Genomic DNA, 25,704 nt, shown 5'->3' on the forward strand with positions numbered 1-25,704 from the left:
AAGAGTTTATGTAAATTAACAACTTGCTAAATAGCTTAAGGTATAAATCAATTTATTTTGCTTTAAATGTAGTTTAATGTCAACTTTTTATAGGGTATTTTAATTATTGTATGAAGTAATAAACTTTAACCAAATTTAGCTTTAATACTTGTGTTTTTGTAAGTTTGTGTTAACTTATAGTTTATTTATGCGTTTTATTAACACAACATTTGCTTTTTTAATTCTAATCGGATGCACTCCAGATGCTATTAAGAAAGAAAAACCATATTTTTTATTGAACGAGCTTCAAACAGAACAAACAGGAATAGATTTTCAAAATTTAGTATTTGAAGATGAAGAACACAGCATTATCAATTACATTTATTATTACAATGGGGCAGGAGTTGCCACAGGAGATATAAATGGAGATGGCTTACCCGATTTGTTTTTTGTAGCCAATTCGGGAGAAAATAAGTTATATGTAAATGAAGGGAATTTTAAATTTAAGGATGTTTCAGAACAAGCTCAAATAACAGGCAATTCGAGTTGGCAAACTGGAGTTAGTATGGTAGATATTAATCAAGACGGATTGTTGGATATTTATGTTTGTGCGGTTTCAGGCTTATTAGATTTTAAAGGGCACAATGAATTATACATCAATAACGGCGATGGTACATTCACAGAAAGTGCAAAAGCCTATGGCTTAGCCATTGAAGCTTATTCTACACAAGCTTATTTTTTCGATTATGATAAGGATGGCGATTTAGATGTGTATATTGTTAATCATGCAGTACACACCAATTTATCGCATGGTAAAGCAAGCCTAAGAGAAAAACGTGTTGACTTTGTAGGCGATATGCTTTTAAGAAACGACGATGGTTATTTTAATGATGTATCTGAAGAAGCCAATATTTACGGTGGAATAAATGGCTATGGACTTAGCGCAACTTTAGCTGATTTTAATAATGATGGCTGGGACGATATTTATGTTTGTAACGATTTTCATGAAGACGATTATTACTACATCAACAATCAAGATGGAACTTTTACCGAAAGCTTAAATGAATCTTTTTCTACCATAAGTAGGTTTTCTATGGGAAGCGATGCTGCCGATATTAATGGCGATGGCTTTCAAGATTTAATAAGCTTAGATATGTTACCAGAAGAAGAATACTTATTAAAATCTACCGAAGGTGATGACGCAATGTTTAATATGCAAGCGCATTTAAAAAAAATGGGGTATAAAGACCAATATTCTAGAAATATGCTTCAAATTAACAGAAATGGTGAATTTTTTACCGAAGAAGCACTTTTACAAGAAATAGCTGATACCGATTGGAGTTGGGCTGCATTATTTGCGGATTTTAATAATGATATGCACCAAGATTTATTTATTTCAAATGGAATTTACAGAAGACCCAATAGCTTAGATTTTAAAAAATACGTTTCTAGCGCATTTAGAGGAAAATCTGAAGCTGAAGGTTTAAAATGGTTATATAATTCCATTGATAAAATGCCAAGTGGAAACGTGGCTAATAAAATATATAAAGGTAATTCGGTTAATTTTTTAGATAAAACAGGAAACTGGATTAGCAATCAACCCAAACTTTCTAACGGAGCTGTTTATGTAGATTTAGATTTGGATGGCGATTTAGATTTGGTAACTAATAACTTTAATGAAACAGCTTCAGTTTATGAAAATACTTCAACTGAAAGTGGTAATTATTTAGATTTAAAACTGAATTACCTTTCTTCAAATCGAAATGCAATTGGTGCAAAAGCTATGGTTTATAGCCAAGAAAAAACTCAGTTAAAACAATTGTTCACTGCTAGAGGCTTTTTATCATCGGTTGAAGCAAAATTACATTTTGGATTGGGCAATACAACGGCAGATTCTTTACAAATTATTTGGCCTAATAACGAAAGGCAGGTTGTACTTAATCCAGAGCTAAATACCACTTTAGAAATTGATTACAAATCAACTGGAGAAATGTATGCATCTACTGATGAAAAAAGAGATACTAATTTAATCTTCAAAGAAACCAATGCAATTGCATATACTCATCAAGAAGATGATTACAACGATTTTGCTGAAGAAAAATTAATTCCTTATAAAGTTTCTACTTTAGGGCCAGCTTTAGCAATTGGCGATATTACAGCAAATGGTTTTGTTGATGTGTTAATTGGGAATGCAGCAGGTAAACCTGCCGAGTTGTATTTAAATTCAGGGACCAAGTTTACCAAATCGAATCAGTATGTTTTTACTGAAGATTCACATTTTGAAGATAATGCGGCTGTATTTATAGATATTGATCAAGATGGAGATTTAGATTTATATCTTGCTTCTGGAGCAAATAAAAATGCAAGGTATTTAGCCGATCGCTTATATATAAACCATCAAGGTGTTTTCGATAAAACTGAAAACTTAATACCCGAAAACTCAGCCATTACATCAAGCCTTATTGCTTATGATTATGACCAGGATGGAGATGATGATTTGTTTGTTGGCAATTATGCTACTCAAGGAAACTTTGGTGAAACTCCAATATCTTACATCTTAATAAACCATGGAGATGGAAGTTTTTCAAAAGATCCCAATTTTAAATTGCAATCTAGAGTAACTGATGCTAAATGGATAGATTTAAATTCTGATGGAATTAAAGATTTAGTTGTTACTACCGAATGGGATCGGCCTTATTTGTTTTTGAATAACCAAGGGCAATTAACAGCTGTCGAAATACCAGAGCAATTAAATGGTTTATGGCAAACATTAGCTTTTTTTGATGTAGATACAGATGGTCAAAAAGATATAGTTCTTGGTAATTATGGCTTAAACACTAAGTTTAATTTAAATTTTGATGATTCTTTACTTATGTATCATTCAGATTTTGATAATAACGGAGTTGAAGAAACGGTATTGGCTTATAACCACAATGGAAGTTATTATCCTTTAAACACCAAAGACGAATTAGCTGGACAAATGAATGTTATTAGTAAACGATTTAAAGACCACAACAGCATGGCAGGTCAATTGGTAGAAGATGTGCTTACCAAAGAAGCTATACAAAAAGCTAAAGTTTACCGAGTTGATGTCTTAGCTTCTGGTTACTTAAAAAATAATAATGGCACTTTTAGCAGTTTTATTCCTTTGGATAAAGAATTTCAATTAGCACCTATAAATACTATTTCAGAAATTAAGTTAAACTCTACTAATCAACTCCTTTTTGGTGGAAATTCTTACAAAATGAATACCTATCATGGTGCTTACAATTCGTTGAAAGGTTTGTTGTTAAAAAATGATAAAGAATTTGATTTGCTATCTGAGTTTGGCCTTAAGCCACTTCATGAACAAGTAAAACACTTACAGGTTATACCCATGAAAAATGAAAACATTTTATTGATATTAAGTAACAATCAAGCATTAAAAACGTATTCTTTTAAATAATGAAATTGCATAGAATTACATATTTCTTATTCACTTTGTGTTTGTTGGCTTGTAACAAAGAAAAACAACCTATTTCAGTTGAAAGGTCTGATTATCATGCTGCGATGGATGTTTTAACGGAAGTTATGATTCATGATATTTTCTCTCCTCCTGTAGCTAGTCGAATATATGTTTATCCAAATATTGCAGCTTACGAAACTTTAAATTCAAACCCTAAAAATTCAACTTACCATTCTTTAACAGGACAGCTTACTAATTTTGAAGCTTTGCATCTTGTCCCTAACTCAAGCGAAGTAAATTATAATTTAGCCGCTTTAATTGCCTATTTAGATGTTGCAAAAGAGTTGGTTTTTTCGGGTGAAATGATTTTACACTACAGAGACAGCCTTTACACAAATTGGGAAAAAATAAATAAGAGCGAATTTGAATATTCAAAGGACTATGGATTAGAAGTTTCTAAACAGGTAATCGATTGGATGCAAAAAGATGCTTATGCTGAAACCCGAACTATGCAGGATTACAATATCTTTAATAATACACCAAGTGCATGGAAACCTACACCGCCAGCTTATATGAAAGGCATTGAGCCTAATTGGAATAAACTTAGACCATTTACTTTAGATTCGGCTAGTCAATTTCAACCGCAAGCCCATCCCGAATTTTCAATGAAACTTGAAAGCTTATTTTATAAAGAATTAATATCAGTTTACAACGAAGTAAATAGAATAAGAGAACATGGCAATGAAAGTGAAGAAATTGCTATTGCCCGCTTTTGGGATTGTAACCCATTTGTAAGTGTTAATAAAGGTCATTTTATGTTTGCTGAAAAAAAAATAACACCAGGGGCACATTGGGTTGGCATCTGTAAAATTGCTGCAAACTTAACAGAAGCTGATTTGCGAAAAACTGTATTTGCACATACCAAAACTAGCATAGCAATTGCCGATGCTTTTATTAGCTGTTGGGACGAAAAATATAGAAGTAATTTAGTGCGACCAGAAACTTTAATAGTAGAATTTATAGATCCGGATTGGACACCGATTTTACAAACACCACCTTTTCCTGAATATACTAGTGGTCATTCAGTTGTATCTTCGGCTGCAGCAGAAGTTTTAACAGATATTTTTGGCGATAAATTCACTTTTCTAGATAATACAGAATTGCCTTATGGTTTACCCGTAAGAGAATTTGAATCTTTTGAACATGCTGCAAGCGAAGCAGCGATTAGCCGAATGTATGGCGGAATTCATTATCAATCTGCAGTTTATGAAGGGAAGATTCAAGGTGTTGCCATTGGGAAATGGGTAAACAATCAACTTGAGTTTATTAAAAAAAATAATCATCTATAAATCCAATATTTTCTTTACAATTTGGATTAAATACTTTCTTTATCCAAATCTTTTTATTGTAAGAATTACATAAAATTAACTTTAATTATAAGTTTAAGTTTTAAAAATATTGATAATCAAAAAAAGATTTAAAATTATAATCTTTTTTCTTTTTATAGCAATCTAAGCAGAATTCGTAATTGTATTCAAAACAATATTAGATTTTATTAAGTTGTAGTTATGTTATTAATTACAAACAGTTTTCTAAATAAAATATTAAAAATAAGGTAGGGTAGTTCTTTTAAAAATTGTTATAAAAAAGTAACTAAAACTATTTTAAATATGCATTTGGCAATTGTAATTCCTTGTTATAATGAAGCTGATCGTTTTCCTTTTAGTTTATATAAAGATTTTTTAATAAAAGATGCATTAAAAGAAGCTTTACTAGTATTTGTAAATGATGGTTCAAAAGATAGAACTTTTAAAATATTAAAAAATTTACAAAGCCAATTTGCAAAACAAGTTGAACTTATTAATTTACCTACAAACCAAGGAAAAGGCAATGCCGTAAGAGCAGGAGTTTTACATGTTTTACACACAAAAGATAAAGTTAATAAAATTGCTTTTTTAGATGCTGATTTAGCAACATCATTAGATGAATGTTTAGAACTAAGTAAAAAAGTTAAGAATGATATATTATTAGTATTTGGCTCAAGAATTAAGAAATTAGATAATGAAATTAATAGAAAACTATACAGGCATTTGCTTGGAAGAGTTATTGCTACTGCTATTTCTCATTCTTTAGAGCTGAGCGTTTACGATACGCAATGCGGTTGTAAGGTTTTTTCAAAGGCTACTGCTCAAATCGTTTTTAAAGATACTTTTATATCTAAATGGTTATTTGATGTAGAGATATTTTTTAAACTTAAAGAAAAATATTCAATAGCTCTTATAAAGAAGAATATTAAAGAAATTCCTTTAAAACGATGGGCAGACTGTAGTGGCTCAAAAATAAGTATTACTTACTCTTTAAAAGTTTGGTATGATTTACACAAAATAAAAAAACAGTATGCAAAATGAATAAATTCTTGAAAAAAAATCAATACTCCATAACCATAATTATTATTATAGTTATACGATTATTTTTAAATGCCATACTTCCATTAATGGATAAAACTGAAGCACGCTATGCAGAAATTGCAAGAATTATGTTTGAAACAGGTAATTGGATAATTCCACAGATTGATTATGGTGTTCCATTTTGGGCTAAGCCACCTTTATCTATATGGCTAAATGCACTTAGTTTTCATGTATTTGGTGTTAACGAATTTGCTGTTCGTTTTCCTTCATTTTTGTTGAGTTTATTGATATGGCTAGTGCTCTCAAAACTAATTTATTCAAAAAACGAAAAACTAATTTTAGGATTAGTTTTGTTTACTTTACCTCAATTTTTGTTACACGCAGGTGTAGTTTCAACAGATATGACCTTATTATTTTCTATATGTTTAGTAATGGTTGGGTTTTATAAACAAATTACCTTTTCTAAAAAAACATATTGGGGTTTTTTAATTTTTATAGGTTTTGGCTTAGGTTTGTTAGCAAAAGGTCCCATTGTTTTTGTACTCACATTACCAGTTTTATTTCTCTGGGTGTTGTGGTTCAACCAATGGAAATCACTTTGGAAAAAAATACCAATTTTAAGTGGTATTTTAATTACATTTTTGATAGCAGTTCCTTGGTATTATTTAGCTGAAAAAGCTACTCCAGGCTTTATAGATTACTTTATTGTAGGTGAACATTTAAAGCGATTTGTAGACGCTAGTTGGGACGGAGATAAATATGGTTTTGCAAAACAACAACCTATGGGCATTATTTGGTTATTTTTAATTTTATTTAGTCTACCTTGGATAGCTTTTTTGTTGTTCAGAAGTTTGAAAAGGTTTAAATTAAAAACAATTATAAAACGTGTTTCTTCTAAAAAATATGTGTTGTATTTAGTACTTTGGTTGGTGTGGACACCTTTGTTCTTTACTTCTTCAAAAAGCTTGATTCATACATATATGTTGCCTTGCACATTACCTTTAGCTCTTCTAGTTGTTCACTTCTGGAAATACTTTTCAAAATCCAAAACAAATATCAGTATAGCCTTTTCACTTCCTTTGTTAGCATTTTTATTAGGTATAGTGGCATTAAACTTCAGTTTATTTAAAACTTATGCAAATTCTGATAAGTACTTGGTTAAAAATAATATAGATAAAAAGCTCTTTTATTTACAAGAGAAAACTTACTCTAGCCAATTTTATAGCCAAGGAAATATTAACGTCATTTCTGCTAATGACTTTAAAACTAAAAATTATCCAGATGAAGACTTTTTATTGTTGGTTAGAAAAAAAATATTGAAGAGACAAAAGAACTTAGATCTTTCAAATTTTCAAAAAATAGAAGAATCGAATCAATCGGTTTTATATAAGTTTATTACTCATAATTAAAAATAAAAAGTAGCAAAAAAATTAGGAGTAAAACCTAAATTGGTTAACCTTCTAGTCAATATGATTGTGGATGTATTGTCTAATTCATAAAATTCATTTAAAGCAGTTCTTCTATTAAAAACATTCATTACACTTGCCCCAAATTTTAAATTTGATTTTTTTAAATTCATATTATAATCAACCGAAGCATTTACCTGAAAATAAGTGGGTAAATTTTCTTGATTTGGCATATTATACTGAATTTGCGGGTTTACATCTATATTTACAATTGGGTTGTTTTCATTTACAGTTGTAAAAGGTCTGCCAGTATGAAAACGGCCTGCCATAGAAATCGAAAATTGCTTGTATTGGTAGCTAATTCCTGTTGCATTAGCGAAACTTAATTCAAAATTATTCGGAAAAACTGAGGGTGAAAAATTTCTAAAATTATAATCGTTTTTACTCAAAGAAAAATTGGTCCATAACCGAATTTGTTTCCATTTTTTTTGAAGTAAACTTTCCCATCCATACGTAGTATAGGATCCTAAAATATTTGCGAATTCTAATTGATTTTGAAATCCTTGACTTTTAGAATTAAATCCTTCTACCATTTTGTAATATACTTGCGACTGTAGCAGCCAACCTCGATCTGAATACTGCCAACCTAATTCTATTTGTTGGCTTTTAGCCAACTGAAAATCATCCTTGTTATTTAAAGACCATCTTCGTTGATCTACTCCAAAAAAATCTTGCTGTTGTTCGATTAATTGGCTTATACTTTGGTGTTTTTGCTCTCCAAGCAACAAAAGTTGGTGTTGGTTATTGAGTTGATATATTATATTTAATCTCGGTTCAAAAACCACTTCATCTATTCTACTGTAATAATTTGTACGTAAGCCAATTTGGTTCTGGAGCTTATTACCAAAGCTTTTTTGCTTCCATTCAGCAAATAAAGAATGGATTTGTACTACTTTTTTATCCAATTGAAAAATAGAAGGAAATACTACTCGATTTTGGTTAGTTACCCCAATCTCTTGAAAATCATAACCAATTAATAAACTTTGTTTTTCTGAAAATTGTAATTGGTGTAGGTAACTTATTTTAAAATCGATAATTTCATTCTTTTGCTCTATAGATTGACTTGAAATTATTGAAGAATTAAAGCCTTCTAGGTTATAAAATGATCCTGAAATTTGTATTTCACTTTTGTTTTTCTTATTCCAATTTCTTTCCCAATTAAGCATGGCTAAATAACTTTCTTGACTTAATAAGTTTGCTGCTCGCTCGTTGGTAGTTCGATTTACTTCATCAAAATCCAATTGGTTTTGAAAACCTAACAATCCAGCCCTTAATACATCTTTTTCTGTTGCTTTGTACTGTACATTTACCGATAAGTCTTGAAAAAAGAAATCTACATCGCTTGTTTTAATGTCTTCTTGAATTGTATTTACAACATCAGTATTCTGAAAAACCCGTTCAGAAAACTGAAGGTAAGTAGGTGATGTAAGTTCGTTAGTAAAAGAAACTCGCATTGCTGCATCAATCTTCCATTTGTTATTTATTTGTTGGCTTGTTGCTATGCTAGTGCCTAACATATTTGCATGAATTGTATTTGAATTTTTTGCATCAAATTCACTAAAAGTTTTAATATCCATAACAGAAGATAGACCTTCATTGTACTTGGCAGAACTTCCATTTTTATAAACCTTAATTTCGTTAGGAGCAAACGAATTTAAAGCAGAAATCATTCCAAAAAAATGTCCTGTTTGATACATTCTAACGCCATTCCATAAGATTAAGTTTTGATCGTGCGTGCCCCCACGCGTATTAATTTCGGCTATGCTTTCGGTTGTGCTTAAAATTCCAGGGATGTATTGTAAACTATGAAAAGCATCAGGTTGTACAAGTCCAGGAAGGCTTTCCATTTGGTTTGGTTTAATGCTAATGGCCAAGTCGTTTTCTATACGTATTCCAGTTGTTAAGTAATCGGTTATAATTACTTCTTTTAGTTTTTCAACTGGCATTATAAGTACTTTTTGGCAGGTAGCACTTTTTGGTAAAGGAGAAAAGTCTTCAACTAGGGTGTACTTAAAATCTTGCAAACTTAAATGGGTAATTTTTGCATTATCTGTTATAAATACTTTGCCATATTGATTGCTTTGGTAGCTTTCCTGATGGTTGACTAAAAATTGAAGTTGGGGAAGTGATTGGTTTGAGCTAAAATCGATAAATTCTAAACAGTAACTATACTTTTGTAAACTTAGGTTGTAATAATTAGCTCTGTAATTTTCGTATTTTAAATTAGTATGCAAATAAATTTGATGCAAAATGGACGAAAGATCATCTTTTTCATTCAACGTAAATGAAACTTGAATTTGCTTAACTTCTTCGGGTAAATAATTAAAATTTACCTTGTATTTGCTTTCCACATACTGCAGTAGCTCAATTCCATTTTTAAATTGAGTTTGCGAAAAGCTCAGTAAGCTAAACAAACTTAAAGCTAAAAAGATGTTTAATTTATTGCATTTCATTATCAACAAAAATATAATTATTCTTGTTGATTTGTTTGATATCTATAGAATAAGTTGAAGCAATTACAGAAAGACTTTCTTGTAAATTATTAAAAACTAAAGTTCCCGTAAATGCAGAAGGATTTTGCAAAGTAGAATAATCAACTTCTATAGAAAACTGTTCTGAAATTAAGCTTATTAAATCCTGTAAAGCTATAGCATTAAACTTAACTTCATCATTTATCCATATGGGTTGATTGTAATTAAAGTTTTTTTGATTAATTTTCTTATTTACCAAATCAATCTCAACCGATTTATTGGGTTGTAACACTTTTTTTTGATTATCGAAATACACAGCAACTTCACCTTCAAAACACATTACCTTAAAATTTGTCGAGTCACTTTCTACACTAAACTTAGTACCAAGTACTTCTATTTTTCCGTGTTGTGTGTTTACAGTAAATTTTTTGCCTTTTTCAACTTCAAAAAAAGCTTTACCACGGAGTTCGACTACACGATTTAAAAACCAAAAGTAAGAATTATAACTTAGGCTTGCTTTGCCCTGTATATGTACGTTAGATTGATCGGGTAAAATTATATTACTAAGACTATTTTTAGTATTGATGGAAGAATTACCCATAAAAAAAAGGCTGGAGCCAATACCTAGAATTAAAGCAATACTAGCTGCAACCTTTATGTATATCGATAAATTGCTTTTATTTTTTTTAGCTGAATTAATGCGTTGCTTAACTTTTTCTTTATTGTAGCTAGGAGTTTGCAAATCTGCACTATAATCTTTTATTTTTTTAAACAAAGCAAGGTCGGGTATGTTTTTCGCTTCATCTTCACTTAATTGCCCGTTTATCCATTTTGATAATTGTAATTTTTCTTTCATCATTCAATATTTTTTAATTTAAGAACTTCAAATGAGTTGGTGTCTAAATTTCTTTAATGTGTTTTCGTAAATGTTGTAATGCTAAACTCATTCTTTTTTCAACAGCCTTAAGGCCAATGTTTTCAATTTGTGCAATCTCTTTATAGCTTTTCCCATTAATTCTATGCAGCAAAAAAACACTTCGTTGCTTCGGATTTAGATTTTCGATGGCGCTTAATAATCGCTTTTTAAATTCTTTCTCTTCTAATAAAAATTCTGGAGATTGGTTATTTTCGTTAGTTTTACTGTACTGATTTTTATACTTTAATTTCACTTTTTGGTGGTGATGCTTGTTAATTAACCAATTGTTAGAAACGGTGTATAAAAAAGACTTGGCCTTTGCATAAGGTACATCTTTGCACTTTTTCCATAATTTAATAAAACTTTCTTGTACCACTTCTTCTGCCCATTCCACATTGCCAAATTTGTAATAAAAATGATGAAATATCGGTTCTGCATATTCTTCATACACTTTATTGTAAATACGTTCTTCGCAAACTTCTGTAACTAAATCTCGATTCATATTCTGCTAGCTTATTTGTAAAACAGTTGAACTATATTTTACCCTACTTTTAGGGTTATTGCTTTTTCAACTGTTATATGTAAAATAATTACTTATTAAAACCTTTGAAAATTATCTACCTTTGCTACCAATTAGCTTTCTAAGATGTTTTTCATGTAAAATGAATATACAATTGTACTTATGAAACAAAAATACTTGATTTTTTCAGCTTTTATCATCTTTTTAATTTTAGGATGCCAAAATGATGATTTTGAATTTGATTATGATAGTACGACAACTATATCTTCATCTAGTTTATTAGGTTCTTTTTTACAGCGAAGTTTACAAAATGAAACAACAAAAGATAACTTCATTGATGCTAGTAGTGCTGTAAAAATCGAATTTCCATACACTATTCAAATTAATAACCAAAGTTTTAACTTGATTGAAGAAGATGATTATCAGTCTGTTATTAATTATTTAGAAAATGAAAACTTGACTTTTTATGGGGTAGATTTTTCATTTCCGTTGGAAGTTTCTCTGGTAAATTTCGAAAAAATCACTCTTCAAAATTTCAATGAATTTGAAGCCTTAATAGCTAATTCTACTGAAAGTTCAGAAATTAATTGCATACATTTTACATATCCTATTGAACTAAATTCATTTAGTTCTTCCGATGAAAACAGCACAACCCGTATTGTTAATAATCAAGCACAATTTTATAATTTCTTGCAATTTTTAAGAGAACAAAATGGTTTTTTTCAATTTACATATCCTTTAAAATTAAATATAAATGGACAAAATACCGAAATTAATTCTGTTGCCGATTTAGAAAATACCTTTAATGCATTAGCAAACCAATGTTTTGAACCAAATCTATATGTTCCATCTACACCTGTTAGTCAACTTGATGAATTTTTAATGGATGAAAGTTTTTTTGTTTTCAATTTATTTGAAGACGGTGAAGACGAAACAGACGAAGTAGACCAATTTAGGTTTACTTTTAATGCAGATGCTACAATCTTGGTTCTAAATACGGAAAATCAAACTAACTCAAATGGAACTTGGCAAATAGAAGAACACACTAACCAAATTAAGCTCGTTTTAAGTTTTGAAGATGCTGCACTTGAAGAATTAATCGAAGATTGGGTAGTAGAAGAGTTTGGTAATAACAACCAAATTAGCCTTAGCGATGACCAAGATCAATTAATTTTTGAAAAACTTGAATAAAAAAGTAGGGTAGCCTAACTTTAAAATGTTTTACTAATAAATTTAAAAACAACTAAAAATGAAATTTTTAAAAAAGATTACTGGAATTTTAATCGTCGCAAGTTTATTTTCATGTTCATCGAACGATGATGCATCTCAGAACAATGTTAATTACGATACATCTGAAATAGCAATTAAGGTTTCTGCGATTACCAATTCAAACACATCAGATAGACCACAAGCCAAAAATGCTAATTTACAAATCGATGAATTTTGGGTGAATATTTCTAGAATTGAATTTGAATTTGCAGATGGATTTGGACAAGGAATATCTTCACCAAATATAGACGATGACCATATTGCATTTAATGCTCTACCCCAAGAAATACAAAATTATGTAACTGAAAATTACCCAAACGATGCTTTTTGTAAAGCAGAAATGGAAGATGACGACGAAGATCCTTATTTGTACGAAGTAGAATTGCAAAGTGGTACAGAGCTATATTTTACCGAAAACTTTGAGTTATTTGCTGTAGATTTTGATGACGACGGTTGTGATTTAAACGATGATGACGGAGATGATAGTGGAGATGACGATGATGATTATAAAATTTTTGGACCCTTCGAAATTAACGTGTCATCTAATCAAACTAGTATAACCGAAGTTGATATTCCAGTAGCAGAATACGAAGAAGTAGAATTCGAAATGGAGCGAAATAACAATCCTAGCAGCCCTTTATTCCAAAAATCTATGTTAATGACTGGTACACTAAACGGTTTGCCGTTCGAATTTTATCATACCTTTAGTGAAGATTTTGAAGTAGATTATGAAGATGCAGGGCAGAACCTTGTTATTACGAACGAAAACAATAATGAAATTACTTTTCAGTTCGATTTAATTAGTGTAGTTAATGCGGTTAATTTCGATGCAGCTACCGATGCTAATGGAGATGGTGTGATCGAAATAAGCCCGATAGATCCTGATGGAAATAATGCCTTAGCTTCAGAAATTAAAAATGCTATAAAAGTATATGTCGATTTAATAGACTAATAACACTTTTAAAGAATAGCAATCAAACTTAATTGAGTTATAAAAAAACCGTTTCAAATTTTTTGAAACGGTTTTTTTATAAGTTTATTCTTTAATATTTTTAAACCAATAACTTAGATAAATCGTTTTCATGAGCTAGAAATATTGATAAAAACTCTTCTTAATACATCTCTCAAAAAAAGCTGTAAACGACAGTTTTTTAAATAAAGCACCACGAATCATCATTTAAGTTTATCAGGATATTTCAATTGAAACAAAAAATTAAAGTGAATGAATTTCTGAAATTATTTTTTGTGCTAAATCGGAAGCTTCACGCTGAGATTGTGCTTCGGTATATACACGAATAATTGGTTCTGTATTCGATTTTCGTAAATGCACCCAACTAGTAGCAAAATCAATTTTAACTCCATCGATTGTTGTTACTTCTTCCTGACTGTATTTTTTGGCCATTTTCTCTAAAATTCCATCAACGTTTATTTCGGAAGTTAATTCTATTTTTTCTTTAGCCATAAAATAAGCTGGGTAGCTTGCTCTCAATTCAGATACTTTAAGCTTTTTTTCGGCTAATAAGCTTAAAAACAAAGCTAAACCAACTAAACTATCTCGACCATAATGCAATTTAGGATCTATAATTCCTCCGTTTCCTTCACCACCAATAACAGCATTCACTTCTTTCATTTTAGCCACTACATTTACTTCGCCAACGGCGCTTGCATAGTAAGTGCCACCATGTTTTTCGGTTACATCTTTTAAAGCTCTAGAACTTGATAAGTTACTTACAGTATTTCCTTTTTCTTTACTTAATACATAATCTGCAACGCTTACCAAAGTATATTCTTCTCCAAACATTTTACCATTTTCATCCATAAAAGCCAAACGATCAACATCTGGATCTACGGTAACTCCTAAATCTGCTTGGTGACTTACAACCTGTTTAGAAAGTTCAGTTAAGTGTTTTTCTAATGGCTCAGGATTATGCGGAAAAATCCCTGTAGGTTCACAATATAATTTTACAGTTTCAACACCCAATGCTTTTAATAGGGGTGGTATGCTAATTCCACCAGTAGAATTTACACCATCAAAAACAACTTTCAATTTCGCTTTTTTAATTAGTTCTACTTCAACCAATGGATGAGCTAAAACTTTTTCAATGTGAAAATCAATGTAAGCAGTGTTTGTAAATATTTTACCTAGGTTATCTATATCTGTAAACGTAAAGTTATCACTTTCAACATATTTTAAAATTGTTTTTCCTTGTTCAGCGTTCAAAAATTCACCTTTATGGTTAAGGAGTTTTAAAGCATTCCATTCTTTTGGATTATGGCTTGCTGTTAAAATAATACCACCCTGCGCTGCTTCATTAGGAACAGCCATTTCTACAGTTGGAGTAGTAGATAAGCCTAAATCGATTACATGAATACCCATGCCGACTAAGGTGTAGGTTACTAAATTTTGAATCATTTCGCCAGAAATTCTTGCATCTCTTCCTACAACAACTTTCAAGGTATTGTCTTGTTGATATTCACTTTTTAGCCAAGTTCCATATGCTGCTGCAAATTTTACGGCATCTAATGGAGTCAGGTTTTCGCTTGGTTTACCGCCTATGGTTCCACGGATTCCAGAAATAGATTTTATTAGTGTCATATTTGGTTAATTTTTAGCTAAGATAAGCTTTCTAATAATTAGTATAAAACATTATTGAATTCACTTTTTATAATTTAAGTTTGTAAGCTATGAATTACTTGGCACATATCTATTTATCAGGAAATAATCCCGATTTTAAAGTAGGAAACTTTATTGGCGATTTTGTGAAAGGCAATCCCAATGAACAATTTTCTGATGATATTGCCTTTGGTGTTTTTTTGCATCGTAAAATAGATCGTTTTACAGATACACATACACTGGTTAGAAAGTCTAGGAGCTTTTTTTTTAGTGAATTTAGCCATTACAGTGGCGTTATTACCGATGTGCTTTTCGATTATTTTTTAGCACATCATTGGTCTTCCTACCACCAACAAAACCTTACTATTTTTGTAGAAGATTTCTATAAGATTTTAAAGTCTAAATTAAGCGAACTTCCATTAGCTGTTCAAAAAATATTTCCTATCATGGTAAGGCATAATTGGCTTAACAATTACCAAAATTTAGATGGTATTCAGCATATTTTGTATCAAATGAATAAGCGTACAGCTGCTAAGCCAGGTTTGGAAAACAGCATTCTTACACTCAAACATAACTACACCGATTTAAAAAAGTACTTTGTAGATTTTTTTGAAGAATTACGTACTTACACCCAAACATTAATTGAAGCATATCAACAAAAAAAGCTGCACTTATAAAGTACAGCTTTTTTGATATTTTGTTTGATTATTTTTTAATTATCACCTTCGTTTGCAGCAGCATCCTGCTCTAATTTGGAAGTATCTAATCCGAGTAATTTCATTACTTTTTTGGTAACATCGTATTCAGGAGAAATATAAATTAAATTATTTCCTTCATTAAAAATTTGCGTAAAGCTTTCATCTTCAACAATTACTTCTAAGGCATTACCAATTTTAGTATACAATGGTCTAAGCAATTCATCTTGTTTTGTACGCAATTTTTGTTGAGAACCCTGTTGCATATTTTGGATTTCTTCTTCTAAATCTGCAAGCTCGTTAGTTTTAAATTTTTTAATTACATCGTTCATCTCTTCTTCTTTTTCATTGAACTCAGTAACTAACTTTTGGTACTCTGCATATTTATCACGCAACTTTTGGTCTAATTCAGCTCCGTATTTTTTCATTTCAGCATCAACACTTTCCAATTCTGGCATTTGCGATAAAATTACATCGGTATTGATTGTTCCTACTTTAGATTGTGCAAAGCTTATTGAAAATAACAACACAAAAAAGCCTAAAAATATATTCTTCATTATTATAATTTTTTGCAAATTAAAAGATTTTAAATGGTATGATGAAACATTTTATCATTTAAAACCGCTATCTCCTTACTAATTAATCTAAAACCGTTTATAAACAAGACCTTTTTCACCTTTATATTTGTTCAGCGAAAGCTTTAAAATCTTTCATTACTGCGTTAGATCTTTTCTTAAAAATTTCAGGTAAAATTTTGCTAATTAGCACCATAAATCCTGTAAACTTAAATTCGCTTTCGCATTTCCAATGGGTTTTTCCTTGTTCAATTTCATTAAAATAGTTTTTTTGAATGCTTGTAAAGCCTTTACCTGTGTATAAACCATGCCAATAATGTGGCAATTTTTTATCGACGATGGTTTCAAACATGGTAATGCGTTGACCTTCTAGATTTATTTTTAATTTTCGTTTAGCTCCAACTTCACCATTTTTTCCATATATGAGTTTAGTACTTTGTAAACCTCGCTGCCAACAGCTTAATTTGCTACTGTCTTCAAAAATTGCAATTACTTTTTTTAAAGGAAGGTCAATGTCTATTTGCGTAGTATATTTCATAACAGAATTTAGCTTACAAAGAAAAATAAAATTAAACACTAAGCTTTTCTAATCTTCTTTTTTATAAAAACTTAAACATTGTATACGTCTTCATTTTTGTTACTTTTGGGGTTCTAAAAAATATTTAAGATGAAATCGTTTTTTTCGTTCGCATTATTAATTTTTTCATTAAGCCTATTTGCTCAAGATAGCTTTGAAGAAGGCGTTGTTATGAAAGTAAACAATCGTAAAGTTTATTCTTCCGAATTTAAAAATGTGTATACCAAAAATGCATCTATTTTAGATGAAGAAGATAAAATGACTGTTGACGATTATTTTGAATTGTTTAAAAATTACCAACTTAAGCTCGAAGCTGCCTTAGATCAAAAATTAGATCAAGATTCTATTTTTCTAAAAGAATATAAAAAATATTACAAGCAATTAGCAGACAATTATATTGCCAATGGTAAAGTTACCGAACAAATGATAGAAGAAACTTATCAGCGTTTGGTAAACGAAGTAAAAGCCAGGCATATCTTAATAAACGCTAGTGATAATGCTACCGATGAAGAAAAAGCAAAAGCACTAGAAACTGCTAAAGAAATTAAACTAAAATTACAAAATGGAGCTGACTTTGAAGCATTAGCTCAAGAATATTCCGACGATCCTTCTGCTAAAACCAACGGAGGCAACATTGGATGGTTTAAAGCTTTTAAAATGGTATATCCATTCGAAAATGCTGCATATAATTTAAATGTAGGTGAAATATCAGATCCGGTAAAAACAAGATTTGGGTATCATATAATTCAAAAAACAGATGAGCGTAAATCTACAGGAAAGCTTCAAGTTGCACATATTATGGTAAGAATGCAGCAAAGCGATACCCTTAAAACACCAGAACAACACATTAATGAAATATATAAAAAACTCAATAATGGAAGCGACTTTAAAGATTTAGCCAAACAATTTAGTCAAGACGAAAACACAGCAGAGAATGGTGGAATAATGCCAGTATTTGAGTTAGGAAACTTAAACTCTCCTGTTTTTGAAGAAAAAGCTTTTGCTTTACAACAAGATGGAGCAGTATCCGAACCCTTTCAAACTCGATTTGGATGGCACATTGTTAAACGCATTAGCACAGAAGCTTTAGATTCTTTTGAAGAGCAACGTGAGTTTTTAAAAAAACGTATTAAAACAAGTGAACGTTCCAAGCTTTTAAACAATCGAATACAAGAAAATATAGAACAGCTTTATTCAGTTTCAAAAAATAACGAAGCGGTTTCTTATATCGTTTACATTGCAACAGAAGATATCTTAAAAAGTCAGTGGCAATTACCTGAAGATGAACAGATTCCAAATAATATCTTTTTACAAATCGAAGATGAATCTCATTCTTGGCTAGACCTAGCTAAATATGTAGAAAAGCAGCAACGTGCAGCCAAAACCAATGCAAGTAAAAAAGCCATTGTTCAAGATTTAGCCAATCAATTTGTATATGGTAAATTAGTAGAATACCATAAAAAGCGATTACCCGAAATTGACCAAGAATTTGCTTTAACCATACAAGAGTATAAAAATGGTTTGTTGCTTTATGAAGTAATGGAAAGAACAATTTGGAACCCAGCCAAAAATGATAGTATTGCTTTAAAAGAATATTATAAGGCAAACAAAGATGAATTTAAAAGCAAGGAAACAATCGAATTAGAAATTGCAAGTTTTTCAAAAAAGAAAGAAGCAAGGAAATTTCTCAAAAAAGTAAGTGATACGGAAGATTTTTCATTAAAAGCAAACGAAATTGAAGATGTAATTTTTCAAGAAAAAGATGTAAAGGCTGTACATTCACCTGCTATTTCAGATAAATTAAAATTGAACAATGGTGTTTCAAAAATCTATAAACACAACGGTCAATTTGTGATTTACAATATTTTTTCTGTAAATCCTGTTCGACAACTAGATTACGATGAAGTAAAAGGAAGAGTAATTTCAAGTTATCAAAATCAGCTCGAAGCCCAATGGTTAGAAGGTTTGTTAACTAAATTTGAGTTAGAAGTTAATCAAAAAGAATTAAATAGATTAAGAAAAGAATTTGAATAAAACCCCTTCATACATCTTATTTATCTTTTCAATTTTGGTAGTTGCTTCATGCGATTATTTTGAAAGTGAAAATACCCAAACAGCGGTAGCTAAAGTGGGTAATAAGTATTTATTTGAAGAAGATTTACCAAAGTTTTCTTCAGATTTAAGCACTAAAGAAGATAGTTTAGCAGCCGTAAAACGATATTTAAATGAATGGGCATTAACACAAATCATGCTAGAAAAAGCTAAATTTAACTTGCCGAAAGAACAACAAGCGAAGTATGATGAAATGGCAAAAGAATATAGGCAACAGTTATATATAAATGCTTATAAAGATGCTTTAATTGAAAAAAATTACGAATTAAATTATGATACAGCTAAAATTGAAGCCTACTACAAAGCCAAAAAAGAAAATTTTAAATTAAAAGAAACATTACTTCAAATAAGATATTTAGCATTTCAATCTGATTTAAAGGACAAAAATGTAATAAAAACTAAATTTGAAAGTTTTACAACTAAAGATCAAGAGTTTTTAGAAGATAAGCGTCTTGAGTTTAAAAATTTCAATTTAAACGATAGCGTCTGGGTTAGGCTAGTAGATATTCAAAAAAAACTTCCTTCAATTAAAAGTAGTTTGGCAGATTTAGCAAACATAAGTACAAAACAAAAAATCGAAATATTTACTGATTCGTTACATACTTATATGCTTTTTATTAAAGACATTAAAAAGCAAAACCAAGTGCCACCCATGTCTTATTTAGCCCCTACCATTCAACAGATTTTAGAGAATAAGAAAAAACTAGAACTTAATAAACAAATAGAAAAAGATATAATTAATGATGCCATTCAAAATAATGAATACAAAATTTACTAAAGTATTAACCTGTTTTATTTTACTACTTTCCAGTATAAATGTTGTTTCGCAGGTTATTGTAGACGAGAAAGATAACTTAATAAAAGACCAAGACTCAATTGAACAAATTGAATTAAAAGTTGAAGCAAAAAGCAATAAGGTTCGATTAAAAATAGATGGAGTTGCTGCAGTTGTTGGTGAATATTTAATCATTGAAAGTGATATACAAAAATTACAAATTGATGCTAAACAGCAAAATTTGCCAGCTTCGGAAATTACTTCTTGTAAAATGTTAGAGCGACTTATGGAAAACAAACTATTTGCTCACCATGCCTTACAAGATAGTATAATTGTTTCTGAAGAAATGATCATGTCTAGAACTCAACAACAAATTGCAGGAATTGTAGAACAAGTAGGAAGCGAAGAACGCTTGTTAGAGTTTTATGGAAAAGACGATATGGACGAAATACAGCAAGAACTTTTTGAACGGAATTTAGAAAGAGCTTTAGCTGAAGAAATGCAAGGCAGTGTGGTCGATGGAATTGAAGTAACTCCCGAAGAAACCCGTAATTTTTTTGAATCGATTCCTGAAGATGAAATTCCTTTTTTTGGAGATGAAGTAGAAGTTGCTCAAATTGTAATCGAGCCCCAAATTGGAGAAAAGCAGATTGAAGAAGTAGTAGCTAGACTTAACGAAATGCGTACTGAAATTTTAGAAGAAGGAGCATCGTTTACCGCCAAGGCTGTAATTTATTCTCAAGACGAAGGTTCTAGTAAAAGCGGTGGTAAATACACGCTTACGCGCAAAGATCAATTTGTAAAAGAATTTAAAGATGCCGCTTTTAGCTTAAATGAAGGTGAAATAAGTAAACCATTTAAAACAGAATTTGGCTACCATATATTAATGGTCGAAAAAATTAGAGGTCAACAGGTCGATGTTCGTCATATATTATTGTACCCAGAAGTTACTAGAGAAGCTATTGAAGAAGCAAAAACTAAAGCAGAAAAAATAAAGAAATCTTTAGATAATGATGAACTAAGTTTTGCTGATGCCGCTAGATCATTCTCCAACGAAAAGGAAACTAAGCAAAATGGCGGTCAGTTAATAAATAATGCTACAGGCGACAAACGTTTTGAACTCGCTAAAATGGATACTGAATTGTATTCTAGAATATACAATTTAAATGAAGGTGAGACTTCTAGAGTAATTCAAGACGAAGACCGAACGGGTAAAGTTAGTTTTAAAATATTAACAGTTACTAAAAAAATTGACGAGCATAAAGCAGATTTTACTAAAGATTACCCTAGAATAAAGGAACTTGCACTAAAGCAAAAGCAAGTTAAAGAAATTGAACGTTGGAAAAGAATAAAGGTAAAAGACACGTATATTAAAATTAATGCCGACTACAAAAATTGCGAGTTTGTTAAAGAGTGGATGCAAAACTTATAAAATAAGATATGGAAGACGTTGCCAAAATAGATGAGTTAGTCCAAAAAAATAAAGCCTTAAAAACTGAAATTGCCAAAGTTATAGTAGGTCAAGAATTGGTGATAGACCAAGTTTTAAACGCAATTTTTTCAGGTGGTCACGCCTTACTAATTGGCGTTCCTGGTTTAGCTAAAACCTTATTGGTAAACACCTTGTCAAAAGCTTTGGGTTTAGACTTTAAGCGAATTCAATTTACACCAGATTTAATGCCCAGCGATATTGTTGGTTCAGAAATATTAGACGAAAACAGAAACTTTAAATTTTTAAAAGGACCTATATTTGCCAACATTGTTTTGGCAGACGAAATTAACCGTACACCACCCAAAACGCAGGCAGCTCTTTTAGAAGCCATGCAAGAAAAATCGGTTACTGTTGGTGGAAATAATTATACCTTACAAAAACCTTATTTTGTTTTAGCAACTCAAAATCCAATAGAGCAAGAAGGAACTTATCCATTGCCCGAAGCACAATTAGACCGCTTTATGTTTGCTGTACAACTCACTTATCCGAGTTTTCAAGAAGAAGTTAATGTGGTAAAAGCAACAACACAAGATAAGGACTACCAGATAGATGCCTTGTTTAAAGCTCAAGAAATTATAGACTATCAAAAACTAATTCGAAGAATCCCAGTAGCCGATAATGTAATAGAGTATGCAGTAGGTTTAGTTGCAAAAACCCGTCCAAATGAATCTAGCGCAACTGAAATTGTAAAGGAATTTGTAGACTGGGGAGCAGGGCCAAGAGCTTCTCAAAACCTTATAATTGGAGCAAAAACACATGCGGCTTTAAATGGAAAATATTCACCAGATATAGAAGATGTAAAAGCAGTGGCAATTGGAATTTTAAGACACCGCGTTTTAAAAAATTATAAAGCCGAAGCCGAAGGATTGAGTATAGAAAACATACTCGATAAATTACTTTAACATTCAAAGTTTTAAGCAAATTATATAAAACCACTCTAAATTACATTTCTTTTTATGAGCGATACTTCAGTCTAGTCTAATAAAATATCAATTTCGCAAAATATAGAATTTAAAATGATGATTCATTAATTTATTTAAAAAAATAAAGCTTCTTATTTATTATTTCCTAGTTTTTATGATAATTTTAGAGATGTTTTAAAAATGCTACTTATTTTGTATTTTTGTGAGCAATTACGATAAAAACAAAATAATATGGCATTTGATATTGATATGATTAAAAAGGTGTATCAAGACATGGATGAGCGTGTTAATAAAGCACGAGAAATTGTCGGAACACCACTTACACTTTCTGAAAAAATTCTTTACTCTCATTTGTGGGATGGAAATCCTTCCAAAATACTTGAAAGAGGAAAAGACTATGTAAACTTTGCCCCAGATCGTATCGCTTGTCAAGACGCCACTGCTCAAATGGCTCTTTTGCAATTTATGCAAGCTGGTAAAGATAAAGTGGCTGTTCCTACAACTGTTCACTGCGATCACTTAATTCAAGCAAAACAAGGTGCTGCAAAAGATTTACAACGTGCTAACGAAACATCAAACGAAGTTTTTGACTTTTTAGAATCGGTTTCAAATAAATACGGTATTGGTTTTTGGAAACCAGGAGCAGGAATCATTCACCAAGTAGTATTAGAAAATTATGCATTTCCTGGTGGAATGATGATAGGTACCGATTCTCACACGGTTAATGCAGGTGGATTAGGTATGGTTGCTGTTGGTGTCGGTGGAGCTGATGCGGTAGACGTAATGGCTGGTATGCCATGGGAATTAAAATTCCCAAAACTAATAGGTGTAAAACTAACAGGAGATCCACAAGGTTGGACTGCTGCAAAAGATGTTATTTTAAAAGTGGCCCAAATTCTTACTGTTAAAGGTGGAACTGGTTGTATAGTAGAATATTTTGGTGAAGGTGCTAAAAATTTGTCTTGTACTGGAAAAGGTACAATCTGTAATATGGGTGCTGAAATTGGAGCAACTACTTCAACTTTTGGTTACGACGATTCTATGGAGCGTTTTTTAAGAGCAACTGATCGAAATGACATTGCTGATGAAGCTAATAAAATTAGAGAACACCTAACTGGAGATCCTGAAGTATACAACGAACCCCACAAATATTTTGACCAAGTAATCGAAATTGATTTGTCTACATTGCGTCCCCACTTAAATGGACCCTTTACGCCAGATTTAGCAACTCCTGTTGGAGAACTAGGCGAGAAAGCAAAGAAAAACGATTGGCCAATTAAAGTAGATTGGGGTTTAATCGGTTCGTGTACCAATTCTTCTTACGAAGATTTAACCAGAGCAGCTTCAATTGCTCAACAAGCTGTCGATAAAAAATTAAAGCCTAAATCAGATTTTGGAATTAACCCTGGTTCAGAACAAATTCGTTTTACGGCAGAACGCGATGGTTTATTAAAAGTATTCGAAGATTTAGGTGCTACATTGTTTACCAACGCATGCGGGCCATGTATTGGACAGTGGGACAGAAGCGACCGAAAAGGAGATGAGAAAAATACCATTGTACATTCATTCAACCGAAATTTTTCTAAACGTGCCGATGGAAATCCAAATACACACGCTTTTGTAGGTTCACCAGAAATGGTTGCTGCTATTGCAATCTCTGGTAGATTGGATTTCGACCCAATGAACGATACTTTAATTAATGAAGATGGCGAAGAAGTAAAGTTAGACCCACCAAAGGGTATTGAATTACCACCACTAGGTTTCGATGTAAAAGATAATGGATATGTTGAGCCTGTAAAAGATGGTAGTAAAGTAAATATTAAAGTTGCAGAAGATTCTAATCGTTTACAACTTCTTGAGCCATTCGATCCTTGGGATGGTAAAAACTTAATGGGTGCCAAACTCTTGATAAAAGCGCACGGAAAATGTACTACAGATCATATCTCTATGGCTGGACCTTGGTTAAAATACCGTGGTCACTTAGATAATATTTCAGATAACTGTTTAATTGGGGCTGTTAATGCTTTTAATAAACAAACTAATTTTGTGAAAAGCCAAATTACAGGCGAATATGATGCCGTGCCTAAAACACAACGTCAATATAAAGCTGAAGGAATTCCTACTGTAGTAGTTGGCGATCATAATTATGGAGAAGGTTCATCTCGTGAGCATGCAGCAATGGAACCTAGACACCTTGGTGTTCGCGTGGTTTTAGTAAAATCTTTTGCAAGAATTCACGAAACAAACTTGAAGAAACAAGGTATGTTAGGAATTACTTTTCAAAATGAAAACGATTATGATTTAATTCAAGAAGATGATACATTCAACTTTATTGATTTAGAAAATTTCGCAGAAGATAAGCCTTTAACCATCGAAATTGAACACAAAGACGGTTCTAAAGACACTATTAAAGCAAACCATACTTACAACGAAACACAAATTGGTTGGTTTAAAGAAGGATCTGCTTTAAATATGATTAAAAAAATGAATAAGTAAAACCTTTTTAAAAGTTTATTAAAGCCGCTTCATTTTTGAAGTGGCTTTTTTATTTAGTACTGAACAAAAATGAATGTGTTAAATTGATGCTTAATTCCTGTACACATGAGCAGGCTTACCAATTATAATCAATAATTTTGACATTTTAATAACTGAATATTATACTTAATGAGAATCATTCCCGCTATAGATATTATTGAAGGTAAATGTGTTCGTTTAACTAAAGGCGACTACAATACCAAAAAAATTTATAATGAAGATCCGATTGAAGTGGCTAAATCATTTGAAGCTGCTGGAATTGAATATCTACATCTAGTCGATTTAGATGGAGCGAAATCAAACCACATTGTTAACTATAAAATTTTAGAAAAAATTGCATCAAAAACTAATTTAAGTATTGATTTTGGTGGAGGTTTAAAAACAGATAAAGACTTACAAATTGCATTTAATTCGGGTGCAAATCAAATTACTGGTGGTAGCATTGCTGTAAAAAAACCATCTGTTTTCGAAAGTTGGTTAAAGCAATATGGAAGTGATAAAATAATTCTTGGTGCCGATTGCAAAGACGAAAAAATTGCCGTGAGCGGTTGGCAAGAAGAAAGTGAATTAGATGTAATTCCTTTTATTGAAGAATATCATCAAAAAGGAGCAGCTTACGTAATTTGTACCGATATTTCGAAAGACGGAATGCTTAAAGGACCATCAGTTGAATTGTATCAGAAAATACTTCTGCATTTACCAAATATAAAATTAATTGCATCTGGTGGAATTTCAACGATAGATGAATTTCCAAAACTTCAAGAAATGGGTTGTGAAGGAGTAATTCTTGGTAAAGCTATTTATGAAAATAGAATTAGTTTAAAACAAATTGAAGCATTTATTGTTGGGAAATGAGAAATTAGAAGTGAGAAAACAATCTAGAAATATTTACCAAAACTACCAACTAAAGACTAATAGCTAAAACCGCAAAC

General features: G+C 31.1%; 19 protein-coding genes. 13 read left to right on the forward strand and 6 right to left on the reverse strand.

All coding sequences use genetic code 11. The features are described from left to right. The first annotated feature begins 187 nt into the window (after positions 1–187). From IEV63_RS03080 to IEV63_RS03095, 4 genes are all read left to right on the forward strand, one after another. Positions 188–3,424: a VCBS repeat-containing protein gene (locus tag IEV63_RS03080; RefSeq protein WP_188405292.1), complete on the forward strand. Its 3,237-nt coding sequence runs from the start codon at positions 188–190 to the stop codon at positions 3,422–3,424. After that, positions 3,424–4,773 (forward strand): vanadium-dependent haloperoxidase, encoded by a 1,350-nt coding sequence (locus IEV63_RS03085; protein ID WP_188405293.1) that lies wholly within the window; start codon positions 3,424–3,426, stop codon positions 4,771–4,773. Before IEV63_RS03080 ends, IEV63_RS03085 begins: the two co-directional genes overlap by 1 nt. A gap of 321 nt (positions 4,774–5,094) precedes the next feature. After that, positions 5,095–5,832: a glycosyltransferase gene (locus tag IEV63_RS03090; protein ID WP_188405294.1), complete on the forward strand. Its 738-nt coding sequence runs from the start codon at positions 5,095–5,097 to the stop codon at positions 5,830–5,832. Next, the gene (locus IEV63_RS03095) at positions 5,829–7,241 is read left to right on the forward strand and encodes an ArnT family glycosyltransferase (RefSeq protein ID WP_188405295.1); all 1,413 of its coding nucleotides are present in this window, start codon (positions 5,829–5,831) and stop codon (positions 7,239–7,241) included. Before IEV63_RS03090 ends, IEV63_RS03095 begins: the two co-directional genes overlap by 4 nt. On the opposite strand, the gene IEV63_RS03100 is transcribed toward IEV63_RS03095, so the two are convergent. Genes IEV63_RS03100 through IEV63_RS03110 form a run of 3 tightly spaced genes read right to left on the reverse strand, consistent with a single transcriptional unit; the run spans position 7,238 to position 11,187 of the window. After that, positions 7,238–9,751, reverse strand: coding sequence for a TonB-dependent receptor plug domain-containing protein (locus IEV63_RS03100; RefSeq protein ID WP_188405296.1), 2,514 nt, complete (start codon positions 9,749–9,751; stop codon positions 7,238–7,240). The genes IEV63_RS03095 and IEV63_RS03100 overlap by 4 nt on opposite strands. Next, positions 9,738–10,628 (reverse strand): FecR family protein, encoded by an 891-nt coding sequence (locus IEV63_RS03105; protein WP_188405297.1) that lies wholly within the window; start codon positions 10,626–10,628, stop codon positions 9,738–9,740. The genes IEV63_RS03100 and IEV63_RS03105 overlap by 14 nt, the downstream gene beginning before the upstream one ends. Positions 10,629–10,668: 40 nt before the next feature. Beyond that, on the reverse strand, positions 10,669–11,187 hold the full coding sequence (locus IEV63_RS03110) for an RNA polymerase sigma factor (RefSeq protein WP_188405298.1): 519 nt from the start codon (positions 11,185–11,187) through the stop codon (positions 10,669–10,671). Positions 11,188–11,367: 180 nt separating this feature from the next. Between IEV63_RS03110 and IEV63_RS03115 the strand changes: the two genes are divergently transcribed. Then, positions 11,368–12,396 (forward strand): hypothetical protein, encoded by a 1,029-nt coding sequence (locus IEV63_RS03115; RefSeq protein ID WP_188405299.1) that lies wholly within the window; start codon positions 11,368–11,370, stop codon positions 12,394–12,396. 58 nt (positions 12,397–12,454) lie between these two features. Continuing rightward, entirely contained in the window at positions 12,455–13,426 is a 972-nt protein-coding gene (locus IEV63_RS03120) for a PepSY-like domain-containing protein (protein WP_188405300.1), read from the forward strand. Between the two features lie 261 nt (positions 13,427–13,687). Here IEV63_RS03120 and glmM read toward each other — a convergent pair whose 3' ends face one another. Next, a complete protein-coding gene (gene glmM / locus IEV63_RS03125) occupies positions 13,688–15,070 on the reverse strand; it encodes a phosphoglucosamine mutase (protein WP_188405301.1) in 1,383 nt (460 codons plus the stop codon). Between the two features lie 89 nt (positions 15,071–15,159). Between glmM and IEV63_RS03130 the strand changes: the two genes are divergently transcribed. Further along, complete coding sequence (locus IEV63_RS03130) at positions 15,160–15,765, forward strand: acyl carrier protein phosphodiesterase (protein WP_188405302.1); 606 nt, start codon at positions 15,160–15,162, stop codon at positions 15,763–15,765. Positions 15,766–15,800: 35 nt separating this feature from the next. On the opposite strand, the gene IEV63_RS03135 is transcribed toward IEV63_RS03130, so the two are convergent. Both IEV63_RS03135 and IEV63_RS03140 read right to left on the reverse strand, forming a co-directional pair. Continuing rightward, positions 15,801–16,340, reverse strand: coding sequence for an OmpH/Skp family outer membrane protein (locus IEV63_RS03135; protein ID WP_188405303.1), 540 nt, complete (start codon positions 16,338–16,340; stop codon positions 15,801–15,803). Between the two features lie 121 nt (positions 16,341–16,461). Next, positions 16,462–16,896 carry an SRPBCC family protein gene (locus tag IEV63_RS03140; RefSeq protein ID WP_188405304.1) on the reverse strand — a complete coding sequence of 145 codons (435 nt, stop codon included), beginning with the start codon at positions 16,894–16,896 and terminating at the stop codon, positions 16,462–16,464. A 129-nt stretch (positions 16,897–17,025) separates the two neighbouring features. On the opposite strand from IEV63_RS03140, the gene IEV63_RS03145 reads away from it, so the two are divergent. From IEV63_RS03145 to hisA, 6 genes are all read left to right on the forward strand, one after another. After that, positions 17,026–18,969, forward strand: coding sequence for a peptidylprolyl isomerase (locus tag IEV63_RS03145; RefSeq protein ID WP_188405305.1), 1,944 nt, complete (start codon positions 17,026–17,028; stop codon positions 18,967–18,969). Further along, entirely contained in the window at positions 18,962–19,825 is an 864-nt protein-coding gene (locus IEV63_RS03150) for a hypothetical protein (protein ID WP_188405306.1), read from the forward strand. The genes IEV63_RS03145 and IEV63_RS03150 overlap by 8 nt, the downstream gene beginning before the upstream one ends. Next, the gene (locus IEV63_RS03155) at positions 19,806–21,254 is read left to right on the forward strand and encodes a peptidylprolyl isomerase (protein ID WP_229737162.1); all 1,449 of its coding nucleotides are present in this window, start codon (positions 19,806–19,808) and stop codon (positions 21,252–21,254) included. The genes IEV63_RS03150 and IEV63_RS03155 overlap by 20 nt, the downstream gene beginning before the upstream one ends. An 8-nt stretch (positions 21,255–21,262) precedes the next feature. After that, positions 21,263–22,216, forward strand: coding sequence for an AAA family ATPase (locus IEV63_RS03160; RefSeq protein ID WP_188405307.1), 954 nt, complete (start codon positions 21,263–21,265; stop codon positions 22,214–22,216). 252 nt (positions 22,217–22,468) lie between these two features. Further along, positions 22,469–24,733 carry an aconitate hydratase gene (locus tag IEV63_RS03165; RefSeq protein WP_188405308.1) on the forward strand — a complete coding sequence of 755 codons (2,265 nt, stop codon included), beginning with the start codon at positions 22,469–22,471 and terminating at the stop codon, positions 24,731–24,733. A gap of 168 nt (positions 24,734–24,901) precedes the next feature. Further along, on the forward strand, positions 24,902–25,627 hold the full coding sequence (hisA, locus tag IEV63_RS03170) for a 1-(5-phosphoribosyl)-5-[(5-phosphoribosylamino)methylideneamino]imidazole-4-carboxamide isomerase (RefSeq protein WP_188405309.1): 726 nt from the start codon (positions 24,902–24,904) through the stop codon (positions 25,625–25,627). The last annotated feature ends 77 nt before the right edge of the window (positions 25,628–25,704 follow it).

It is taken from the genome of Psychroflexus salis (assembly GCF_014640175.1).
In the GTDB taxonomy this organism is placed as follows: domain Bacteria; phylum Bacteroidota; class Bacteroidia; order Flavobacteriales; family Flavobacteriaceae; genus Psychroflexus; species Psychroflexus salis.